The organism is Hyphomonas sp. (assembly GCF_036964145.1).
In the GTDB taxonomy this organism is placed as follows: domain Bacteria; phylum Pseudomonadota; class Alphaproteobacteria; order Caulobacterales; family Hyphomonadaceae; genus Hyphomonas.
Genome location: NZ_JBALUC010000002.1, coordinates 319,274 through 339,713 on the forward strand (window position 1 = coordinate 319,274; position 20,440 = coordinate 339,713).

The window sequence follows — 20,440 nt, forward strand, 5'->3', positions numbered from 1 at the left end:
CAATGATTGCCCTAAGGAAAACGCGTCTGACGCGGCATTCATGGGGAGGAAATCATGACCGATGCTCATACGGGCACGAGGCGCGCGGTTGCGGCCAGCTTCTTGTCAGCCACATTGCTGGCATCCGCCTGCGCCACACCGACACAATATGTCGCCAAAACGCCTGCGACCATGCCGGCCAGTTCTGAAACGCCAGCCTGCTCAGCGAATGTGAGCCTGACCAGCGCCTCGGAACGTGTGCGGTCGCTGGTCTCGCAAATGACGATTGACGAGAAGCTGGGTCAGCTCAATCAGGCCGCTGGCGGTCGCAGCAAATCGCTCAATTCCAAGCTCACCCCGGAAGAGCTCGACAAGGTCCGGAGCGGGCAGATCGGCTCCTACCTGCATGTCGCGGGCGCCGAGCCCCTCGGGGAACTTCAAAAAGTAGCAGTCGAAGAAGGCCGGCTCGGCATTCCGCTCCTGTTTGCGATGGATGTGGTCCACGGCTACCGCACGATCTTCCCTGTCCCGCTGGCCATGGCCGCGTCATGGGATCCGTCCGTGTGGAAGGATGCCGCCGCAATTTCCGCCGATGAAGCGTCTGCGTCAGGCCTGCACTGGACCTTCGCGCCCATGGTGGATGTCGCCCGTGACCCACGCTGGGGGCGGATTGTCGAGGGCGCGGGCGCCGACCCGTATCTCGGCTCCCGCATGGCCGTGGCCCAGGTCGAAGGATACCAGGGCGACAGCCTTGCCGCACCGGACACGATCCTCGCCGCCACGAAACATTTCGGGGCCTATGGTGTCCCCACCGGCGGACGGGACTATGGATCGGCTGACATCAGCGAACAGAGCCTGATGGAAACCTATCTACCAGCCTTCTACGCCGCGACCAAAGCCGGCACAGGCTCCATGATGACCGCCTTCAATGACGTGGCAGGTGTTCCGTCCACGGCCAATGAATATCTCATAGACGATGTCCTTCGCGGCGAATGGGGCTTTGACGGCATGATCGTGTCCGACTGGAACGCGGTGGCCGAACTGATCAATCATGGCGTCGCCGAAACCGAGGAAGAGGCAGGCGTGCTCGCCCTGCGCGCCGGGGTCGACATGGACATGACCAGCATGGTCCTGCCAACCCGCATCAAGAACGCCGTGCAGCAGGATGACTGTCTGACGCACGATCTTGATGCAGCCGTGGCTCGCATCCTGACGACAAAGGAACGTCTTGGCCTCTTTGACAATCCGATGGCCTATCACGACACTGAGCGGGAGACGGCCACCCTGCTCAGCGATGCCCACCGCCAGGCTGCGCACGAGGCCGCAGTCCGGTCGATGGTGCTACTCAAGAATGATAACCAGACTCTGCCCTTCTCAAAGGCGCCGCAAAACGTAGCGGTAATTGGTGGCCTCGCAGAGGACAAGCTGACCCAGCTCGGTTCCTGGCGCGCCCAGGGAAAGACGGAAGACGTCGTCTCCCTGCTTGAAGGCTTGCAGCAGAACGTGCCGGACGGCACGACCGTCACCTATGCGGCCGGCGCGCATCCCTCAATGGATGTGGAGTCTTCAATTGAAGAGGCTGTGGATGCAGCCATGGCCGCCGACCAGGTCTTGCTGGTAATCGGAGAGGATTTCGATCTCTCCGGTGAAGCGCGCAGCCGGTCTGACATTTCCCTGCCGAAGAACCAGACAGATTTGGCTAATGCCATCTTCGAGACCGGCAAGCCTGTGACGATCATTCTCGTGACAGGACGCCCGCTCGCGATCGAGCAGGAAGCCGAAGCCGCCGATGCCGTACTCAATGCGTGGATGCTGGGCGTGGAAGCGGGGAACGCATTGGCAGACGTGGTCTGGGGTGACGTCTCACCAGCAGGTCGCTTGCCCATCGAGTTCCCGCGTCGCACCGGCGCGGTGCCACACACCTATTCCGAATATCCGGGCGGGCGCCCTGCCGATCCGGATCTGTCGAAAGACACAAACCGGTTCATCGATATTCCGATCACCCCGCTTTTCCCGTTCGGGCATGGGCTCAGCTATTCCAGCTTTGACTATGGTGACCTTACCAGCGCCATCCAAGGCAATGGCAACATCGTCCTCCGTGTCCGCGTGACCAATTCCGGTGATGTCGATGCGGACGAGGTGGTCCAGCTCTACATGCGGGACCCGCTGGCGAGCATTGCCCGACCGAAGCGGGAACTTAGAGGCTTTACACGGACCCTTATTCCGGCTGGGGAATCCCGCACGGTGACCTTCACCGTCTCGCCTGACCAGACGGCGCTATATGGCGCGCGAACCGGCTGGGTGGTCGAACCTGGGAAGATCGAATTCATGGTGGGTGCCTCTGCGGACGATATTCGCAGCCGCGCCGACATCGAGATCACCGAGGGACGCGAGACAGGCGTACCAGCCAGTGCCATCGCAACAAGGATTTCCGTAGAATGATCCAGACACGACGCGGCTTCATGGGGTCTGCCGCCGCAGCCACCCTGCTCTCAGCCTGTGCGACACGCACGAACCCAGCGCCTTCGGCATCGCATGTCGAGATTTTCGACCCGGCCGCCACGCGCCTTATCGATGTCTCGGCGCCGATTGAGACCCTCTCCTCCGGCTATACATGGAGCGAAGGGCCGGTCTGGGACCGGGCCCGCAATTGTCTCTATTTCACGGACGTGCCGGGCAATATCGCCTGGAAATGGTCCGAGGCCGGCGGCGCGACGGAGTTCCTGAACCCATCGGGTGTCGCGCTCGGGGAAACGACGGGGTTCCGCGAGCCCGGCGCCAATGGACTTGCCATCGCGCAGGATGGCTCTCTGCTTATCTGCAATCATGGACGACGCGCCATCGAAAAGATGGATTTCACGACCGGTCAGCGCGAAACCCTCGCCGCGACCTTCAATGGCAAGAAATTCAACAGCCCGAACGACATCGTTGAAGGACCTGACGGCAGCCTGTTCTTCTCCGACCCGCCCTATGGGTTGGAGGGTATGAATGACTCGCCGCTGAAGGAGCAGGATGCCAATGGCGTCTATCGTCTGTTGCCGGATGGCAGCCTCACACGTCTCATCGACACGATGACCTTCCCGAATGGCGTGGCCCTGTCGCCCGACAGCCAGACCCTGTATGTCAGCCAGTCTGACCCGGACCAGCCGGTGATCCTGCGCATGTCTCCGGATGGCACGTCCAGTTCTGTCCTGTTCGATGCCAAACCGTTCATGTCAGAGTCTGCGCCGGGCCTGCCCGACGGCATGGCAGTCGCCAGTTCCGGGCATATTTTCGCAACCGGTCCCGGCGGCGTTTTCCTCCTCTCCCCGGACGGCAAACCCCTCGCGCGGATCAATACCGGCAAGGCAACGGCCAATTGCTGCTTCGGCGACGCGGATGGCCAGACGCTCTACATGACAGCTCACGATACCTTGGTGCGTATCCGGACGAAGGCAACCGGTCTCGCATGGAGCTGAGCGAAGCCCTCACCGTTTACCGGCCCCTGCTTGCAACCGGATTCGGCATTGCCGCCTTGCTCGTGCTCATCCTGCGCGCGCGGCTGAATGCATTCGCCGCATTGCTGCTGGTCAGCATATTCAGCGCGCTGGCCGCCGGAATGGCGCCGGAGCAAGCCTTTGCCACCCTGTCCAGCGGCATGGGCGGAACGCTCGGCTTCATCGCCACTGTGATTGGCCTCGGCGCTCTGTTTGGCGCCATCCTTCAGGCCTCGGGCGCTCTCGATGCGCTTGCCTCGAAGCTGTCCAACACATCCAGCTTCAAGACCAATCAGTGGAAGATTGCCGGCATCGGACTTCTGGCCTCGACGCCCGTCTTCTTTGACGTCGCCCTCATCATTCTCGCGCCGCTGATCCTGACCATGGCCCATGAACGACTCAAGCCCGCCATGTCGCTCGGCCTGCCCCTGATGGCTGGCCTCGCTGTCGGCCACGCCTTCCTGCCGCCCACGCCCGGACCTATCGCCATCGCGGAACTGATTGGCGCCGATCTGGGCTGGGTCATCCTGTTCGGCGCGATTACCGGGGGCGTGGCGCTCGCCGTGTCTGGGCCGCTCTTCGCGATCTTCCTGGATAATCGCAGCCGGATGCCAATCGGCAATCCCGCCTTCGAACTGGACGATCTTGACACCCAAGCCGACCGTCCAGCCCCACAGCCGGAGCGGGCGATCTTCCTCATTACGCTCCCGCTTATCCTGATCCTGATGGGTACGCTCGCCGATATCCTGCCGTCAGGCCCAATCAGATATGTCCTGGAAATTGTCGGGCACCCGTTCAGTGCGCTCCTGATTGCGTGTGGCGCGTCCTGGCTGCTGCTTTATCCAAAGACCGTCCAGAGCCGGAAACTGATGTCGGATGCGATGGCGCGTGCTTTTGAGCCGACCGGCGCTGTCATCCTTGTCACCGGCGCGGGCGGCGCTTTCAAACAGGTTCTGGTCGATACAGGCGCGGGGGAGCAGATCGCGAATGCTGCGCTCGGCATGGGCTTTGGCCCCCTGTTCGCGGGCTATGTACTGGCCGTCATCCTGCGCCTCGCGCAAGGCAGTTCAACGGTCGCCATGATCACGTCCGCCGGGCTCACAGCCCCCATCGTGGCCCTGGCTGGTCTCTCTGCCCCACAGCTTGGTATCGTCGCCATCGCCATCGCCGCGGGGGCCACGACCGGCAGTCATGTGAATGATAGCGGCTTCTGGCTCGTGGGGCGCATCTTCGGCATAACGCCTGGCGAGACGCTGCGCACATGGACCGTCTCCACCACGCTGATCAGCGTGGTCGGATTCCTGATGTGCCTGGTTCTGTATGCGGGGCTCGCCCTGTTCTGATCAGATCAGGCCGGCGAGCGGGGAACTCGGATCGGCATACATCTTCTTGGGCATCCGGCCGGCGAGATAGGATTCGCGGCCTGCGATCACGGCATGTTTCATGGCCTTGGCCATGCGGATGGGATCTTTTGCGGCGGCAATGGCCGTGTTCATCAGTACGCCGTCGCAGCCAAGCTCCATCGCGATGGTGGCGTCAGAGGCCGTACCCACGCCCGCATCCACGATCACCGGCACGCGCGTCTGTTCGACGATCAGGCGAATATTTACCGGGTTCATGATGCCAAGTCCGGACCCGATCAGGCTGCCAAGCGGCATGATCGCGCAACACCCGGCATCTTCCAGCATCTTCGCGTAGACCGGGTCATCGGAACAATAGACCATGACCTCGAACCCGTCGGCGATCAGGGCTTTGGCCGCCTCAAGCGTTTCCGGCATGTTCGGATAGAGGGTTTTCTGGTCCGCCAGCACTTCCAGCTTTACGAGATTCCAGCCCCCGGCTTCCCGCGCCAACCGCAGGGTGCGGACCGCTTCGTCCGCCGTGTAACAGCCGGCCGTGTTGGGCAAATAGGTGAATTCATTCGGTTTCACGAAGTCGGTCAGCCGCTCTTCATCGGGATTGGACAGGTTCACTCGCCGCAGGGCGACCGTAACGATCTCCGCCCCCGCTGCCCGCGCCGCATCTGCGTTCTGCTGGTAGGACTGGTACTTTCCCGTGCCCACGATCAGGCGGGAATTATAGGATTTGCCGGCGATGATGAGGGGATCTGTCAAAATTCTGGCCTGTCTGGTCGTCAAAAGAATAGGAGGGGTACCGGATTGAGGTGGAAGGCGGTCAGCCGCCCCCCACGAACTGGACCAGTTCTATACGGTCACCCGCTTCAATCACAGTGCTGGCATGTTCCGATTTCGGGACAATCTCCAGATTGCGTTCGATCGCAATCCCCCGCTGATCACGGCCCGACTCGCCTGCCAGTTGAAGCGCCAGCATGGCAAGCGTCGTGCCAGGTTCGACTTCGCGAGACTCGCCATTGACTGTAATCAACATTCGGGTTTTCTCCGTTCACCGGCCCCCTTGCCTTGCCGGGCGTTACAGAGCAAGACGGAACACTATGTCCAAGCCCGTATATGTCCTCGGAGGCCCGAACCTCAACCTTCTCGGCTCACGTGAGCCGGAGATTTACGGGAAAGACACGCTGGCCGACATCCATGCGCGCCTTGAATCCCTGGCAGACGGAACCGCGCTGGAACTGCGCCAGACGAATCATGAAGGTGAACTGGTCGGCTGGATCCAGGAGGCATCCGAACATGGGTCCGCAATTATTCTGAACGCGGCCGCCTACACACATACCTCCATTGCTCTTCACGATGCGCTGAAAGCGTGCAAGATCCCTGTAATTGAAGTGCATTTGTCGAATCCTGCGGCGCGTGAGGCGTTCCGCCAGGTGAATTATGTTTCCCCCGCCGTGAAGGCCACGATTGCAGGCCTTGGTGCCTATGGTTATGAGCTGGCGCTAATGGCGGCAAAGACCCTGACGGGCAAATAAGAGACCTGACATCCCATGAGCACCACCAAGAACAAGCTGGATACCGGACTTGTCCGGGAACTCGCAGCCATTCTGCGGGAAGCAGACCTCGGCGAGGTTGAAGTTGAACATGAAGGCCTGCGCATCCGCGTAAGCAAGCCTGCTGCGCCTGTTGTTCAGGCCGCCATGGCCGCACCGGCAGCAGCCCCTGTCGCCGCCGCCCCTGCTGCAGCACCCATCGGCGACGCGCCCGCCGCGCCTGCGGCGTCTGACAAGGCAATCAAGTCTCCCATGGTCGGCACGGTCTACCTGTCGCCCGAACCCGGCGCGAAACAATTCGTGGCTGTTGGCGACAAGGTGAAGAAGGGCGATACCGTCCTTCTCGTCGAAGCGATGAAGACGTTCAATCCGGTCGAGGCCGACAAGGCGGGCGTCGTGAAGGAAATATACGTTTCGGATTCCCAGCCAGTCGAATATGGCGAAGCTCTCATACTGATCGAGTAATATGGCTGACCAACCTGTCATCAAGAAGGTTCTCATCGCAAACCGCGGTGAGATCGCGCTCAGGATTCACCGCGCCTGCAAGGAAATGGGCCTGTCCACGGTCGTGGTCCATTCTGAGGCGGACAGTGACGCCATGGCCGTCCGGCTCGCCGACGAAAGCGTCTGCATCGGGCCTGCGCCATCATCGGAAAGCTATCTGAAGAAGTCGCAGATCCTCGCTGCCGCCGAGATCACCGGCGCCGATGCGATCCATCCCGGCTATGGCTTCCTGTCCGAGAATGCCCAATTCGCCGAAATGGTCGAAGCGCATGGACTGGCCTTCATTGGCCCCACGGCCGAGCATATCCGCATCATGGGCGACAAGATCGCGGCCAAGGCCGCGATGATCGAAGCTGGCGTGCCCTGTGTCCCCGGCTCGGAAGGCGCCCTGTCTTCGATTGCCGAAGCCAAGAAGGCCGCCAAGAAGATCGGCTTCCCTGTCCTGGTGAAAGCCTCTGCTGGCGGCGGCGGTCGCGGCATGAAACTCGCCAAGACCGAAGCTGACCTCGAAAACGCGGTCCGCACCGCCAAGACCGAGGCCAAGGCTGCGTTTGGCGATGACGCCGTCTACCTGGAGAAATACCTTCAGGGCCCACGACATATCGAAGTCCAGATCATTGCTGACACGCATGGCAATGTCGCGCACCTCTGGGAGCGCGATTGCTCCCTCCAGCGCCGCAACCAGAAGGTCTTCGAAGAGGCGCCCTCACCGGCCCTTAACCAGGCCCAGCGCGAAGAGATTGGCGGCATCTGTGCCCGCGCCATGGAAAAGCTCGGCTATCGCGGCGCCGGAACGATCGAATTCCTCTACGAGGACGGCAAGTTCTACTTCATCGAGATGAACACGCGTCTTCAGGTCGAGCATCCTGTGACCGAGATGATCACCGGCATCGACCTCGTCCGCGAGCAGATCCGGATTGCCGAAGGCAAGCAACTCTCCTTCCGTCAGGAAGACGTCATGCTGGTCGGCCACGCCATCGAATGCCGGATCAATGCCGAGCATCCGCAAACCTTCATTCCGTCTCCGGGCCTGATCACGGATTTCCACGCACCGGGCGGCCCCGACGTCCGTCTCGATAGCGCGGCCTATTCCGGATACCGGATTCCGCCGCACTACGACTCGCTCATCGGCAAGCTGATCGTGCATGGACGCACGCGGCGGGAATGCATCATGCGCCTTCGCAGAGCATTGCAGGAAATGGTCATTGGCGGGGTCTTCACGACCCTCGACCTGCATCGCCGGCTCGTTGAAAATGATGAAGTGCTCGCGGGTGAATACAATATTCACTGGCTCGAAAAGTTTCTTGAGAATCAACCCGATACCGAGAGCTAGGAATTTTTTCTCCCTTGGCGGGCCGAGAGGGTCGACAAAGGGTAGACATCACTTTGTGCGCTTGTTCATATAAAAGCTATGTCGCAGCGATTCAGCTCATCTGACTTGCTCGCCTGCTATCGTCGCGGGATTTTTCCGATGGGCGATGCACGCAACGATCCGAATCTGTTTCTGGTCGACCCTGACATGCGCGGGATCATTCCGCTCAAGGGTTTCCATGTGCCCAAGCGCCTGCTCCGCAAAGTGAAACAGGCCCCCTTTCGCGTGACAGTCGATCAGGCGTTCACACGAGTGATGGAGATGTGCGCCGAAAGCGCAGAGGGCCGTGAAAGCACCTGGATCAATTCGCCGATCCTGAATCTCTACAGCACGCTTCATCGCGAAGGATATGCGCATTCGATTGAATGCTGGGATGGCGATGAACTCGTGGGCGGCCTGTATGGCGTCGCCCTGGGAGGCGCCTTCTTCGGTGAAAGCATGTTTTCGCGCGCGACCGATGCGTCCAAGATCGCGCTGGTCCACCTGGTGGCGCATCTGCTGGAAGACAAGTTCGTCCTGCTGGACGCACAATTTCACAATCCGCATCTGGAACAGTTCGGACTCGTGGAAATCCCGCGTCAGGACTTCAAGAAGCTGCTCAAGGAAGCCTTGAACGTCGAGACAAAATTCTATTCGAATTCCGGATCGTCTTCTGAGGGCCGAGGCGCGAGTTTCACCGGATCAGGCGCCGCGCAGCGGATCACCCAGATGTCATAGACAGGATGCTCCAGAGCGCTGAGTCCGGGTGATGACGCATACATCCAGCCGGAAAAGAGCTCTGGGTTGTCTTCGCTGACCGTTTCGACATCTTCTGCATCCACGGCCGCTTCCATCGTTTCGACGGCTACAGGCTGGGTGGAGGCAATCTTCAGAAAGGCGGCGCTTTCAGGCGCCTCTTCCGGGGGCGTCTGGTAGCAGACCTGCAATTCCACCTTGAGCGATCCGAACACGACCGGCTCGCCGACCTTCACATTGATGTCGGTGGAGCGGCCCGTGATCTTGTCGAGCGCGCGGAGAGTCGCCGTGTCCTTCTTCACGAAGGTGGCCGCATGCGCGGCGCCTGCCACAAGGGCAGTCAACGCAAGAGCAGAAACCAGCGTTCGCATTACTGGTAGTCCTCATCCGGATAGCCGTCATCTGTCGCGGCAGCCGGCTCAGTCGCAGGATCGGATGATCCTTCGCCGCTGCCGGACGCGAACGACGCAAACAGTGTCAGCAGGTCAACACTGCCGCGGGTATACTTGATCTCGCCCGACCCATCCTGAGGGATATTGTCAAAACTGCCACCGGGCTCCAGCGCGACGTAGGCGCCGCCGAGCAGGCCGTCTGTTGAAACGCGTGCATCGGTATCTTCCGGCAGCGCCCATTTCTCATCCAGGCTGATGGTCACGACCGCTTCGAATCGTTCCGGGTCACCCTCGATGCTTTTGACGATCCCAGCCTTTACACCGGCAATGCGCACATCGGACCCGCGCGAGATGCCGGAGACATTATTGAACCGCGCCTCGACCTCATACTGGTCGCCCTGGGACTGGGTCTCTCCGCCCCGGTCGATGGCGAACCAGAGGAAGGTGCCGGCCGCGGCCACAACCGCGGCGCCGATCAGGGTTTCAAAGAGTGATTCACGCATCCGGAGTCCATGCCTCGTAATCGCCCGTGGCCTTCTGGCGGGCCATGCCGGTCGACAGGCTGCCTTTCGGCTTGGTGGCGTAGGGTGTGCCCGTCATGTTGGGCTTGTGATCGGTTTCCCAGTCACGGCGCGTCAGCGGCGACTTGGTCGGCGGTTCGTCGATCGTGTGGTGCAGCCAGCCATGCCAGTCGGCCGGCACCTTGGACGGTTCGGCCAGGCCCTTGTACATCACATAGCGGCGCTTGCGCCCTTCCAGCGAAGGCTTGCGCTCCTCGAAGTAGCGGTTGCCGTACTCGTCGGTCCCGACATAGCCAGAGCGCCGCTTGATATCAAAAGCCGCACCAATGGTATTGCCGCTCCACCAGGTAAAAATCTGTTTCAGCATCGTGAGGATGTCCTGACCTGTCTTGTTGGCCGTAATATGGCGTCTTCCGGGCAGTTAATCCATACGGCAGCCGCAGGCAATGCGACGCACGATTTTATGATCGCACAGCTAATTTTGAAGCCGAAATGGTTGATACCTCTGGCGGGAACCGTCACGCTTTATCCAGTGATTCGCTGATGATTCGCGAGGAGGGTTTGATGAAAACTGCTGAGATTGAGTCCATATTGGAGGCCGCCGAGGCCGACAGCCTGCTCTCTCCGGAGATGGAATTTGGCACAGCCTTCCGCGCCGCCGGGCGGCGACGTCGGCCGGTGACCGACGAATCCCTGCGTAATGTCGCGTCGGCCTACGCTTCTGCAGGACTGCTGGGCGCTACGCAGATCGCCACCGCCGAGATGCTGGAGCGCCTCGGCAATGCGCCGCGTAATGCCGAACTCGCCGAAGCCATCGCCTCCGGCCTGCCCCAGGACATTCTCGAGGAAGCCCTGCGCCAGCCGGACGGGTTCGTACGCACGGCAGATGCCTTGCGAATCGCCGCTGCCAACAACCAACCCCCACCCACCGCGGTCTTCAGCGCCGAATCCGCCAGCAAGGAATTCGACGCGCTGCTCCTGGGCGCGCTCAAGGAGGGTGCAGAAATCCTGCTTGCCCAGGAAGACCTCGCCCCGGCGCGACTCGCCTGCCGACTGCTGGATGTGTCCCTGGCGATCAGCCCGGATGGCCTTGAAGCAGATCTCCTTTGCTCGGTGGCTGAAGCCGCCGGCAGAAGCCTCGGGGACGGGCTGCTTGTCATTCATGGTCTTGGCGCGGCAGTGCTGTCACTGGGCCTTGCCTATGACAGCGACGATGGCCGGGCTGTGGCGGCCGCACTCTGCGCCCTGGTGAAATCCTGCGCTGCCGGTACATCGCTGACAGCGGCCCATGCTGGGGTGCTCGGCCTTGAAGCCCGCAGAGCGTCGTCCCGGAAGTCATGCGCGGTCGCGATCCTGCCTTCCGCCGATCTTTCGGACCTGATGCCGGACTGCGAGAGCGAGGGCGCTGCACCCGTGCGCACCGTACTTGCCTATTCCGATGAAGGCCCCACGCTCGCCCGATGCGCCCGGCTGGCAATCTCCCGCACAGCCCCGGAATCCCTGCCCACCATCCTGGGCAGTGTCGCCAATTGTGGCGGGGACGACCTGGAATCCGCCCTCGGCGCGGATCGCCTGCGGGATCGCGGCTTCTCGGAAGCGGCGCTCGACCGGGTGTCGCGCGCTCTCAGTGAAGGCCTGCCTCTGAATGCCGCCTTTTCGCGCTGGGTACTTGGCGACGAGATCATCAGCGAAGATCTGAAGCTGGCACCGGAGAATTTCGATTCGGACGGTCTCGCCCTGCTCTCGGCCATGGGATTCTCCCGAAAGGACATCGCGAACGCCGAAGCCTCCGTGAACGGCACCGCAGAAGACGTGGCCGCAAATGCCTTCCGTCAATGCGGACTCGATCTGTCTGTCAGTGCCGAGGCTGAAATCGCTTTTGCCACTGCTTGCGCGGATGCACTTGGAGGGCAGACGACCATTCGGGTCAGCGGCCGCAACGGTCTCGACATGGCCGACAGAGCCATCGCGGCAGGCCTCTCTGCCCTGCTCGTCGGAATCCGGGCCCCTGCGAATGAGGAAGTGGCCGACCGGATGGACCGCATTCTCGAACTTGCAGACGAGTTGGCGACCGAAGCGGAGGTGCCTTACGAATCCTCCCACGGCGTCGGGCCATCCGGCCAAGGCCAGAATGCTCGCACACGTCTGCCTGATCGCCGAAAGGGTTACATCCAGAAGGCCTCCGTTGGGGGTCACAAGGTCTACCTTCACACTGGTGAGTTCGATGATGGCGCGCTCGGTGAGATCTTCATCGACATGCACAAGGAAGGCGCCGCCTTCCGGAGCCTGATGAACAATTTCGCCATCGCTACCTCGATCGGGCTGCAATATGGCGTGCCGCTGGAAGAATTCGTGGATGCCTTCGTGTTCACGCGATTCGAGCCTGCCGGGGCCGTGACCGGGAATGATCGGATCACTAAGGCAACCTCGATCCTGGACTATATCTTCCGCGAATTGGCCGTGTCCTATTTGGGCCGGGATGATCTGGCCGAAGTGGACGTCACCCATGACGGCCTCGGCAGGGGCGCCGGTGATGGGACACGCGAGCCAGCCGAGTTCACCGAAGAAGCCGCCCAGCTGATTTCGCGGGGCTTCTCGCGCGGGCAGCTGCCCGACAATATCGTCATCCTCGACAAGAAACGCGAAGAGAAGCTGTCAGAGGACGAGGGCGAATCGGATTCGTTGAACGCACCGGAATATCTCAGCGACGCCTGCCCGAATTGCGGCAGCTTTACTGTGTTCCAGATCAGCGAAGGCGGTGAATCCGAGTGCGACACGTGCGGACAGGAATTGCAGGATACAAGTGAAATTCCGTCCTGATTACTGTGCCGGTTTCAATAAACAGGGACGGTCTTCTGCGCCTGATTTCGGTTAATAGCCGTTTTCCAAGGCATGGCGGAATTGCAACACTTCTGCTGATTTAGACACTCCTTACTGTTTGTTCAGTTTGGAGCAACAAAATCAGGCGCTATCCATAATGCATGACCCGTTTGGTATATGCATTACTTGTCGCATCAGCCATGTCCTTTGCCCCCCTGTCGGCAAAGGCGCAGAGCCAACCCGTGGCATGGTCCCCCGGCTATGCAGGTGCCTGCGGCGAGTGCGACCTTTCCGGGAAAAATCTGACAGGCTGGTCCCTGGCTGGCGGAAACTATTCCAGCGCGAAGATGGAATATGCCTTCATGCGCGGTGTGCAGGCCAGCAATGCCAATTTCGAGAATGCCGACGCGACCAGCGCCGACATGCGTGGCGCAACCCTGACCTCGGCCCGCTTTTCCGGCGCTGGCCTGTCTGACGCCCGCCTGCAGGGCATTCAGGCGACCGGCGCAGACTTCCGCAGTGCCAATGTTCGCGGGGCCAACCTACAGGGCGCCCTGCTCGTGGGCGCCAATTTCGCCTCGGCGGATCTGACTGCCTCCCGCATGGAAACTGCGGATCTGTCGGGAGCAAACATGACAGGCGCCTGGCTCAATGAGTCCATTCTGACCGGGGCGATCTTCAATGGCGCGAACATGACCGGCGCCCAACTCCGCAATGCGATGATCCAGAACGCATCCTTCAAGGATGTCCGGTTCATCGATGCCGACCTGACCGGTATTCAGGGCGCCGAATTTGCTGACTTCGAGGGCGCGTGCGTCTCGCTCAGCACCAGTCTGCCGGCCACATTCACCCTGCCCCTGTGCGGCACGGCGACAGCGCCTGCGGCTATCGCCAGCAAGTAAGCTTACCCACAGATCAAAGAAAAAGGCGGAGAGCTCAGCCCTCCGCCTTCTCAATCCGATTTGCCGGAAACTATTTCTCGGACTTCATTTGCGGGGCCAGCCGGATGTGCAACTCTTTGAGTTGCTTCTCATCCACCGGGCTTGGCGCCTGCATCATCAGGTCGCGCGCCTGCTGGTTCATCGGGAACAGCGTCACGTCACGAATGTTCTCGGCATCTGCCAGCAACATCACGATCCGGTCGACACCCGGTGCGATCCCGCCATGTGGCGGCGCGCCATAACGGAACGCGTTCAGCATGCCGCCAAACTCCGCTTCCACGACGTCGGGGCCATAGCCTGCCAGTTCAAACGCCTTCAGCATCAATTGCGGGCTGTGGTTCCGGATCGCGCCGGATGACAGCTCCACACCGTTGCAAACGATGTCGTACTGGTAGGCCTTGAGGTCGAGCTGTTTTTCTTCCGTGTCAGCCGCCAGCAATGCGTCCATCCCGCCCTGGGGCATCGAGAACGGGTTGTGGCTGAAATCGACCTTCTTGTTGTCTTCGTCATACTCGTACATCGGGAAATCGATGATCCAGCAGAGCCGGAAGACGCCATCCTCGATCAGGCCCAGCTCTTCGCCGACCTTCGTCCGCGCGGCCCCCGCGAGCTTGTAGGCGTCGCTTTTCTTCCCGGCAGAGAAGAAGATGCCATCCCCGGCGCCAAGGCCGAGCTTTTCCAGAAGCGCGGCCAGATGGGCAGGCTCGAAATTCTTCAGGACCGGATCCTGGCTGTCGACACCGCCGCCATCGGCCTCCTTGAGGCGGGCATAGCCGAGGCCCGGCGCCTGCATCTCTTTCTTCGCCCACTTGTCCAGTTCGTCGAAGAATTTGCGGGATTTCTCCGCAGCGGCCTTCGGCGCCGGGATCGCGATCACGCGTCCACCGCCGCCAATGATCTTGGCGAAGATGCCAAAGCCCGTCTTGCTGTCATCCTCGAAGAATTCGGACACATCCGCCAGTTCGATCGGGTTGCGCAGGTCCGGCTTGTCGGAACCATACTTCGCCATCGCTTCAGCATAAGGAATACGCGGGAACGCGCCGTCCGTCACTTTGCGGCCCTTGCCTTCCCAGTCAGCGAACTCGCTGAACACGCCGGCCATCACCGGCTCGATCGCGTTGAAGACATCTTCCTGCGTGACAAAGCTCATTTCGATGTCGAGCTGGTAGAATTCGCCCGGCGAGCGGTCTGCACGGGCGTCTTCATCGCGGAAGCACGGCGCAATCTGGAAGTAACGGTCAAAGCCCGACACCATCAGCAATTGCTTGAACTGCTGCGGCGCCTGCGGCAGCGCGTAGAATTCGCCCGGATGAATCCGGCTCGGCACGAGGAAGTCACGCGCGCCTTCGGGGCTGGAAGCCGTCAGGATCGGCGTCTGGTACTCGGTAAAGCCCTGCTCGAGCATGCGCCGACGCAGGCTGGCGATCACCTGGCTACGCAGGATCATGTTTTTGTGCAGCGTCTCGCGGCGCAGATCGAGATAGCGATGCGTCAGGCGAATCTCTTCCGGATAGTCCGGTTCACCAAACACCGGCAGCGGCAGTTCGGCGGCTTCCGACTGGACCATGACTTCGCCAGCCACGATTTCGATCTCACCCGTGGCGAGGTTCGGGTTCACGAGGCTCTCATCGCGCGCCACGACCTTGCCTTCCAGCGTGATCACGCTCTCCGCACGCAGGCGCTCAACCGTACCGAACCCGGGCGAGCCCGGATTGAACACGATCTGCGTCAGGCCGTAATGATCCCGCAGGTCAATGAACATCACCCCGCCATGATCGCGGCGGCGGTGAAGCCAGCCAGACAGTTTTACGGTTTCACCGACATGGGACTTACGAAGTTCCCCGCAAGTGTGGGTGCGATAGGCGTGCATCGGATGCTCTCTCCGGAAATTCGGTCCAACAGAAATAAAGGCGCGAAAGGCATTCAAGCTCTCGCAATTGTCAAGGCGATGCGATACGCAAGCGCGCGATGACTGACAACACCCTGACTCCCATTACTGAGCAGTCGGCACTGGAAGACCTGTGCGGAAAGCTCGCAGAATCCGACTTTATCTGTGTCGATACCGAGTTCCACCGGGAAACGACCTATTGGCCGGAACTCTGCCTTGTCCAAGCCTCCGCCCCCGGCGTAGAAGGCTTGATCGACCCATTGGCCGAGGATCTGGACATTGGTCCCTTCCTCGACCTGATCGCTGCGGACAACCGGGTAAAGGTCTTCCACGCTGCCCGACAAGACCTTGAAATCTTCAACCGTCTGATTGGCCATCCACCCGGCCCGATCTTCGACACCCAGGTTGCCGCCATGGCGCTCGGCCTTGGCGATTCGATCTCTTATGACAATCTGGTCCAGCGCCTGCTGAAGCGGCAGATCGACAAATCCAGCCAGTTCACCGACTGGACACGCCGCCCGCTGAGCCAGAAACAGCTCGTCTATGCCCTCGGCGACGTGACCCATCTGCGCGATGCATATCTCAAGATGCGCGACCAGCTCGAGACCCGTGGCCGCCTCGGCTGGGTGCGCGAGGAGATGGCAGACCTCGAAGATCCCGCAAAGTACGATACTGACCCGGCCAATGCCTGGCAGCGCCTGAAACTGCGCAAGCCCAAGAAGGATTATGCGGCCATCGTTGTAGCGGTCGCCGCATGGCGGGAATCGCTTGCCCAGGAGCTCGACAAGCCGCGCCGCCGTATCCTGAAGGATGACGCTATTCAGGAAATCGCCAGCCAGAAGCCCCGCTCCGAGGGCGAGTTCGGCCAGCTGCGCGCGGTCCCCAACGGGTTCATCCGGTCAAAATTCGGCCAGGGCCTGCTCGAAGCGGTCACCGATGCCATCGACAATCCGGACAAGTTCGCGCCTGAACTCGGCCCCCGTGTCCAGAACGCCCAGATACCGGCCGGTGCACCGGAACTCCTCAAAGTCCTCCTGAAGCATGTCAGCGAAGAGAATGACGTGGTTCCGCGTCTGATCGCCAATGCGTCCGACATCGACCGGATTGCCCGCGGCGAGACCGGTGACGAGATCGCGGCCATGTCCGGCTGGCGGTATGACATGTTCGGACAGCGGGCACAGGCCCTGCTGAACGGCAAGCTGGCAGTCTCCTTCGAAGGGGGCCAGGTCCGTCTGTTCGATGTCTAGCGTCAGCTGATGACCACATCCGGCTTCAGCCGGAGCTGGCTGGCCGTCTGTGAGAGGCGGCGTTCCACAGTATCGGACACCATGGCCGCATCAGCCTTGGAAACCCGCAATTCCAGCGCATCATGCGTGCGCACGAGCCGCGCGCGCTGAAGGATAGGCCCGGACCGTCCGGAGAACACCGCCCCGAGACGCATGGCGCTGCCAATCTGTCGGGCTCGCTCGTCCTGCTCGGGCGTGGTCAGGCCGACATAGTCATCCGGCCGCTTGAAATCCTTTTCGTAGCGACAACCAATCGCATAGGCGATCAGGGCGCGCTCACTATGCGAGACCCCGACATAGGGCGCCCTCAACGCCTGATCATACGCCATGATAGACCGGTGATCCGGATGGAAGCGCCCGGCGCTGTCCGCCATCATGCAGGCAGCTTTCTCAATTCTCGCGTCGGCAGCGGGGGATCCGAACAGGTCCGGCTCCGGCGCCAAGGCGGGCGCGATGAATTCGTGCAGCGCCTCTCCGAACAGGATCTGGTTCTTGTCGAGCCGCGCAAACGCGATCGCGCCATCCATCAAGGGGTCATGTGCCGGTGCGCCGAGCGCGTCTCGCAGCACACCCTCGCGGAGACCGGCAGACGAGATCGTCACACCCTCTAGCCGGCCCGTGGCCAGAATCTCCTGAAGCAGCATGGCCGCGACGGGCAAATGCTTTGCGCGGCGCTTGTCGATGGATTCCAGCATGGCGCGCGCGGTCGAATTGGTCAGACTGTCGAAACAAAGCCTGGCGACCTTGTCGACCTGCGTTTTCGATAGCTGGTAGCCCTGCAGCACCTGGAGCGCATAATTCTCCAATTGCATGTTCAGCTTGGCGATGGTCCGCCACGCGCCGCCGACCGCATAGAACCGGCCGGATGACCGCGCCAGGACGTCAGATGTCTTGAGTTCAGCCCGGATAGTCTTGCGGAGAGCCTTCAGATCGATGTCACCCTCGACCAGCGAGAGCGGACCCAGCATCAGGCTTTCGCCTCGCTCGGCCTTGCCCCCGATCTGCTTGAATTCGAGACTGGAGCCGCCGAGATCCCCAATCAGGCCATGCGGCGCGTGAAAGCTCGCTTCCACGCCTACAGCTGACAAGCGGGCCTCATCTTCGCCGGACAGGATAGTCACGCGCCGTCCCAATGCCTTCGAGGCCAGATTTATGAATTCCGGACCGTTCTCCGCCGACCGGACAGCGGCGGTGGCAACGGCCGTATAGTGTCGCAAATTCAGGGCTCTCAGGATCGCGCGATACCGGCCGAGCGCCTTGAGCGCCGAGTCGACCCCGGTAGGCGATAGCCTGCCGGTCTGCATGAGACCCTGACCCAGACCCGCCATGACCTTTTCATTGAAGGTCGGAAGGATCGACGTGCCGAGCACATCATAGATCACGAGACGGACCGAGTTTGACCCGATGTCGATAATGGCGGCGCGCTCGGACTTCGGAAACATCAAGTCTAGACGCCTTCCCGCGGTTTGAGGCGCGGCGGCAGACTGACTTCCAGCGCGCTCCCGCGTCCGGACAGGCTGGGATTATCCATGAAATAGGTATGGGCCGAGAAGGATTCGGCGCCCGCTCTCAGCTCCATGCGCTCATAGACGCCGTCCTCGCGCATGATCCAGCTCTGCTGCTCATCATTCAGGTTTGCCACCATGATCTGGTTCAGGACCTGACGGTGAACCGTCGGGTTCTCGACCGGCACCAAGGCTTCCACGCGCCGGTTCAGATTGCGCGGCATCCAGTCCGCCGATGAAATGAATACTTTGGCTTTGGGCGATGGCAGGACTTCACCATTTGCAAAACAGACGATGCGGGAATGTTCGAGGAACCGGCCCACAATGCTCTTGACGGAAATGTTGTCCGACAATCCGGGAACCCCCGGCCGCAGGCAGCAGATGCCGCGCACAACCAGAATGATCGGGACACCGCACTGGCTCGCCGCGTAGAGCGCGTCAATGACTTCGCCATCGACCAGCGAGTTCATCTTCGCCCAGATGCCGCAGGGTTCTCCCTTGCGCGCGGCGTCCGCCTCCGCCTCGATCATCCCGATCAGATTTTCCTTCAGGTCGAGCGGCGACATCGAGACCTTTTCCATGACAGGGCCAACAGACGGCGGCTCGCGATAGGCGGTGACGAAGTTGAACAATCGGTTGGCGTCGCGCCCCAGCGCGGCGTCGGCAGTAAACAAGGACAAATCCGTATAGATACGGGCATTGATCGGGTGATAATTTCCCGTGCCGAAATGGGTATAGGTGCGCAGCTCGTCGCCTTCACGCCGAACCACGAGAGAGACCTTGGCATGTGTCTTGTACTCGATAAATCCGTACACAACCTGCACGCCGGCACGTTCAAGATCACGCGCGAGACGGAGATTGGCCTCCTCATCAAAGCGCGCCTTGATCTCAACCAGCGCCGTGACGTTCTTCCCAGCTTCGGCCGCCTCAATCAGCGCAGCGACAATGGGAGAATTTGCTGTGGTCCGGTAAAGTGTCTGCTTGATGGCCACCACTTGCGGGTCGGCGGCAGCCTGGCGGATGAACTGCACCACCACATCAAATGTCTCGAACGGGTGGTGGACCAAAATGTCCTTGGCCCGGATCGCTGCAAAACAGTCGCCGCCCATTTCGCGGATACGTTCCGGATAGCGCGGCTCATAAGACGGAAATTGCAAATCCGGACGATCACTGACGATCAGCTCCGACAGCTGCGCCATGCCGAGGATGCCATCATAGAGAACGATGTCGGCTTCTTCGGCGCCGATCTCATGCGTGATCAGCCGTCGCAAATCCTCTGGCGCACTCGACTGCATCCGAATGCGGACGATACGTCCCCGGCGGCGCTGCTTCAGCAGAACCTCGAATTCGCGGATCAGATCTTCGGCTTCTTCCTCGATCTCGATATCGCTGTCCCGGATGACCCGGAACAGACAGCGATCCTTTTCCTCAAAGCCGGGGAACAACTCGTCAATGAACATGCCGATGACGTCTTCCAGCGCGATGAAGCGCAGATTGCCCTTCGTGCCTTTTGGCAGCCGGATGAAACGGCGGACAAAGGCCGGCAAGGGAATGATCCCGACATGGTCCTCGCCATTGCCCTTCGCGACCAGATTGATCGCGATCGAAAAGCCGAGATTGGGAATAAACGGGAAAGGATGCGCCGGGTCGACCGCAAGCGGGGTCAGGACCGGGAAGATGTTGGACCGGAAATACTTGTCGAGTTCGAGGCGGTCCTTCTTGTTCAGATCCTTCACGCCGAGCACGTCAACGCCTTCGGCATGCAGTTCCTTCTTCAGACTGCGCCAGCGCTCCTGCTGCTCGGCAATCAGTTTGAGCGAGGTTTCCTCGATCCGGTCGACCTGTTCACCGGGGGTGAGGCCGTCCTGGCTGGCCTTCACCACGCCCGCCCGCACCTGCTCGCGCAGGCCCGCATAGCGAACCATTTCGAATTCATCGAGATTGCTCGCCGAGATCGACAGGAAGCGCAGGCGTTCCAGCAGCGGATGGTCCTGATTGGAGGCTTCTTCCAGAACACGCTGGTTGAATTCGAGCCAGGACAATTCCCGGTTCAGGAACCGCTCCGGAGCGCTCATCAGCTGCTTCTGGGTACCAGACTGTCCATCGGCCATGATGC

General features: G+C 61.0%; 18 protein-coding genes. 10 read left to right on the top strand and 8 right to left on the bottom strand.

Features of this window, described 5'->3' with window-relative positions; translation table 11 throughout:
• Positions 1-54: 54 nt before the first annotated feature.
• Genes V7660_RS06530 through V7660_RS06540 form a run of 3 tightly spaced genes read left to right on the top strand, consistent with a single transcriptional unit; the run spans position 55 to position 4,798 of the window.
• Positions 55-2,421, top strand: a complete 2,367-nt coding sequence (locus V7660_RS06530; RefSeq protein WP_335602317.1) for a glycoside hydrolase family 3 N-terminal domain-containing protein — start codon at positions 55-57, stop codon at positions 2,419-2,421.
• Positions 2,418-3,437, top strand: coding sequence for an SMP-30/gluconolactonase/LRE family protein (locus tag V7660_RS06535; RefSeq protein WP_335602318.1), 1,020 nt, complete (start codon positions 2,418-2,420; stop codon positions 3,435-3,437). The genes V7660_RS06530 and V7660_RS06535 overlap by 4 nt, the downstream gene beginning before the upstream one ends.
• Positions 3,428-4,798, top strand: a complete 1,371-nt coding sequence (locus tag V7660_RS06540) for a GntP family permease (RefSeq protein WP_335602319.1) — start codon at positions 3,428-3,430, stop codon at positions 4,796-4,798. The genes V7660_RS06535 and V7660_RS06540 overlap by 10 nt, the downstream gene beginning before the upstream one ends.
• Here the strand turns inward: V7660_RS06540 and V7660_RS06545 are convergent, their stop codons facing one another.
• Positions 4,799-5,569, bottom strand: coding sequence for a thiazole synthase (locus tag V7660_RS06545; RefSeq protein ID WP_335602320.1), 771 nt, complete (start codon positions 5,567-5,569; stop codon positions 4,799-4,801).
• A gap of 61 nt (positions 5,570-5,630) precedes the next feature.
• Positions 5,631-5,843, bottom strand: a complete 213-nt coding sequence (thiS, locus tag V7660_RS06550) for a sulfur carrier protein ThiS (protein WP_335602321.1) — start codon at positions 5,841-5,843, stop codon at positions 5,631-5,633.
• Positions 5,844-5,907: 64 nt separating this feature from the next.
• Between thiS and V7660_RS06555 the strand changes: the two genes are divergently transcribed.
• The 4 genes from V7660_RS06555 (at position 5,908) to aat (ending at position 8,953) form a co-directional block, all read left to right on the top strand.
• On the top strand, positions 5,908-6,342 hold the full coding sequence (locus V7660_RS06555) for a type II 3-dehydroquinate dehydratase (RefSeq protein ID WP_335602322.1): 435 nt from the start codon (positions 5,908-5,910) through the stop codon (positions 6,340-6,342).
• 15 nt (positions 6,343-6,357) lie between these two features.
• A complete protein-coding gene (accB, locus tag V7660_RS06560) occupies positions 6,358-6,825 on the top strand; it encodes an acetyl-CoA carboxylase biotin carboxyl carrier protein (protein ID WP_335602323.1) in 468 nt (155 codons plus the stop codon).
• Position 6,826: 1 nt separating this feature from the next.
• On the top strand, positions 6,827-8,197 hold the full coding sequence (accC, locus tag V7660_RS06565) for an acetyl-CoA carboxylase biotin carboxylase subunit (RefSeq protein ID WP_335602324.1): 1,371 nt from the start codon (positions 6,827-6,829) through the stop codon (positions 8,195-8,197).
• A 78-nt stretch (positions 8,198-8,275) separates the two neighbouring features.
• A complete protein-coding gene (gene aat, locus V7660_RS06570) occupies positions 8,276-8,953 on the top strand; it encodes a leucyl/phenylalanyl-tRNA--protein transferase (protein ID WP_335602325.1) in 678 nt (225 codons plus the stop codon).
• On the opposite strand, the gene V7660_RS06575 is transcribed toward aat, so the two are convergent.
• The 3 genes from V7660_RS06575 to V7660_RS06585 are packed head-to-tail and all read right to left on the bottom strand — an operon-like array spanning position 8,866 to position 10,251.
• Positions 8,866-9,342: a DUF2155 domain-containing protein gene (locus V7660_RS06575; protein ID WP_335602326.1), complete on the bottom strand. Its 477-nt coding sequence runs from the start codon at positions 9,340-9,342 to the stop codon at positions 8,866-8,868. The two genes, aat and V7660_RS06575, sit on opposite strands and share 88 nt — an antisense overlap.
• Complete coding sequence (mlaD, locus tag V7660_RS06580) at positions 9,342-9,866, bottom strand: outer membrane lipid asymmetry maintenance protein MlaD (RefSeq protein ID WP_335602327.1); 525 nt, start codon at positions 9,864-9,866, stop codon at positions 9,342-9,344. The genes V7660_RS06575 and mlaD overlap by 1 nt, the downstream gene beginning before the upstream one ends.
• Positions 9,859-10,251 (bottom strand): NADH:ubiquinone oxidoreductase subunit NDUFA12, encoded by a 393-nt coding sequence (locus V7660_RS06585; protein ID WP_335602328.1) that lies wholly within the window; start codon positions 10,249-10,251, stop codon positions 9,859-9,861. The genes mlaD and V7660_RS06585 overlap by 8 nt, the downstream gene beginning before the upstream one ends.
• 197 nt (positions 10,252-10,448) lie before the next feature.
• Here V7660_RS06585 and V7660_RS06590 point away from each other — a divergent pair, with 197 nt between their 5' ends.
• Both V7660_RS06590 and V7660_RS06595 read left to right on the top strand, forming a co-directional pair.
• A complete protein-coding gene (locus V7660_RS06590; protein WP_335602329.1) occupies positions 10,449-12,704 on the top strand; it encodes a TSCPD domain-containing protein in 2,256 nt (751 codons plus the stop codon).
• A gap of 161 nt (positions 12,705-12,865) precedes the next feature.
• The gene (locus tag V7660_RS06595) at positions 12,866-13,606 is read left to right on the top strand and encodes a pentapeptide repeat-containing protein (RefSeq protein ID WP_335602330.1); all 741 of its coding nucleotides are present in this window, start codon (positions 12,866-12,868) and stop codon (positions 13,604-13,606) included.
• Positions 13,607-13,676: 70 nt separating this feature from the next.
• Here V7660_RS06595 and aspS read toward each other — a convergent pair whose 3' ends face one another.
• Positions 13,677-15,515, bottom strand: coding sequence for an aspartate--tRNA ligase (gene aspS, locus V7660_RS06600; RefSeq protein WP_335602331.1), 1,839 nt, complete (start codon positions 15,513-15,515; stop codon positions 13,677-13,679).
• Positions 15,516-15,613: 98 nt separating this feature from the next.
• On the opposite strand from aspS, the gene rnd reads away from it, so the two are divergent.
• Positions 15,614-16,780, top strand: coding sequence for a ribonuclease D (rnd, locus tag V7660_RS06605; RefSeq protein ID WP_335602332.1), 1,167 nt, complete (start codon positions 15,614-15,616; stop codon positions 16,778-16,780).
• A gap of 2 nt (positions 16,781-16,782) precedes the next feature.
• Here the strand turns inward: rnd and V7660_RS06610 are convergent, their stop codons facing one another.
• Positions 16,783-18,261, bottom strand: a complete 1,479-nt coding sequence (locus V7660_RS06610) for a Ppx/GppA family phosphatase (protein ID WP_335602333.1) — start codon at positions 18,259-18,261, stop codon at positions 16,783-16,785.
• A 5-nt stretch (positions 18,262-18,266) separates the two neighbouring features.
• Complete coding sequence (locus V7660_RS06615) at positions 18,267-20,435, bottom strand: RNA degradosome polyphosphate kinase (protein ID WP_335602334.1); 2,169 nt, start codon at positions 20,433-20,435, stop codon at positions 18,267-18,269.
• Between the last annotated feature and the right edge of the window lie 5 nt (positions 20,436-20,440).

Excerpts from the sequence above, each read along its gene's own strand:
- V7660_RS06610 (WP_335602333.1), bottom strand. The coding sequence starts at position 18,261 with ATGTTTCCGAAGTCCGAGCGCGCCGCCATTATCGACATCGGGTCAAAC.
- thiS (WP_335602321.1), bottom strand. The coding sequence starts at position 5,843 with ATGTTGATTACAGTCAATGGCGAGTCTCGCGAAGTCGAACCTGGCACG.
- accB (WP_335602323.1), top strand. The coding sequence starts at position 6,358 with ATGAGCACCACCAAGAACAAGCTGGATACCGGACTTGTCCGGGAACTC.
- accC (WP_335602324.1), top strand. The coding sequence starts at position 6,827 with ATGGCTGACCAACCTGTCATCAAGAAGGTTCTCATCGCAAACCGCGGT.
- V7660_RS06575 (WP_335602326.1), bottom strand. The coding sequence starts at position 9,342 with ATGCGAACGCTGGTTTCTGCTCTTGCGTTGACTGCCCTTGTGGCAGGC.
- V7660_RS06555 (WP_335602322.1), top strand. The coding sequence starts at position 5,908 with ATGTCCAAGCCCGTATATGTCCTCGGAGGCCCGAACCTCAACCTTCTC.
- V7660_RS06590 (WP_335602329.1), top strand. The coding sequence starts at position 10,449 with ATGAAAACTGCTGAGATTGAGTCCATATTGGAGGCCGCCGAGGCCGAC.
- aat (WP_335602325.1), top strand. The coding sequence starts at position 8,276 with ATGTCGCAGCGATTCAGCTCATCTGACTTGCTCGCCTGCTATCGTCGC.
- V7660_RS06540 (WP_335602319.1), top strand. The coding sequence starts at position 3,428 with ATGGAGCTGAGCGAAGCCCTCACCGTTTACCGGCCCCTGCTTGCAACC.
- aspS (WP_335602331.1), bottom strand. The coding sequence starts at position 15,515 with ATGCACGCCTATCGCACCCACACTTGCGGGGAACTTCGTAAGTCCCAT.
- V7660_RS06535 (WP_335602318.1), top strand. The coding sequence starts at position 2,418 with ATGATCCAGACACGACGCGGCTTCATGGGGTCTGCCGCCGCAGCCACC.
- rnd (WP_335602332.1), top strand. The coding sequence starts at position 15,614 with ATGACTGACAACACCCTGACTCCCATTACTGAGCAGTCGGCACTGGAA.
- V7660_RS06585 (WP_335602328.1), bottom strand. The coding sequence starts at position 10,251 with ATGCTGAAACAGATTTTTACCTGGTGGAGCGGCAATACCATTGGTGCG.
- mlaD (WP_335602327.1), bottom strand. The coding sequence starts at position 9,866 with ATGCGTGAATCACTCTTTGAAACCCTGATCGGCGCCGCGGTTGTGGCC.
- V7660_RS06530 (WP_335602317.1), top strand. The coding sequence starts at position 55 with ATGACCGATGCTCATACGGGCACGAGGCGCGCGGTTGCGGCCAGCTTC.
- V7660_RS06615 (WP_335602334.1), bottom strand. The coding sequence starts at position 20,435 with ATGGCCGATGGACAGTCTGGTACCCAGAAGCAGCTGATGAGCGCTCCG.
- V7660_RS06595 (WP_335602330.1), top strand. The coding sequence starts at position 12,866 with ATGACCCGTTTGGTATATGCATTACTTGTCGCATCAGCCATGTCCTTT.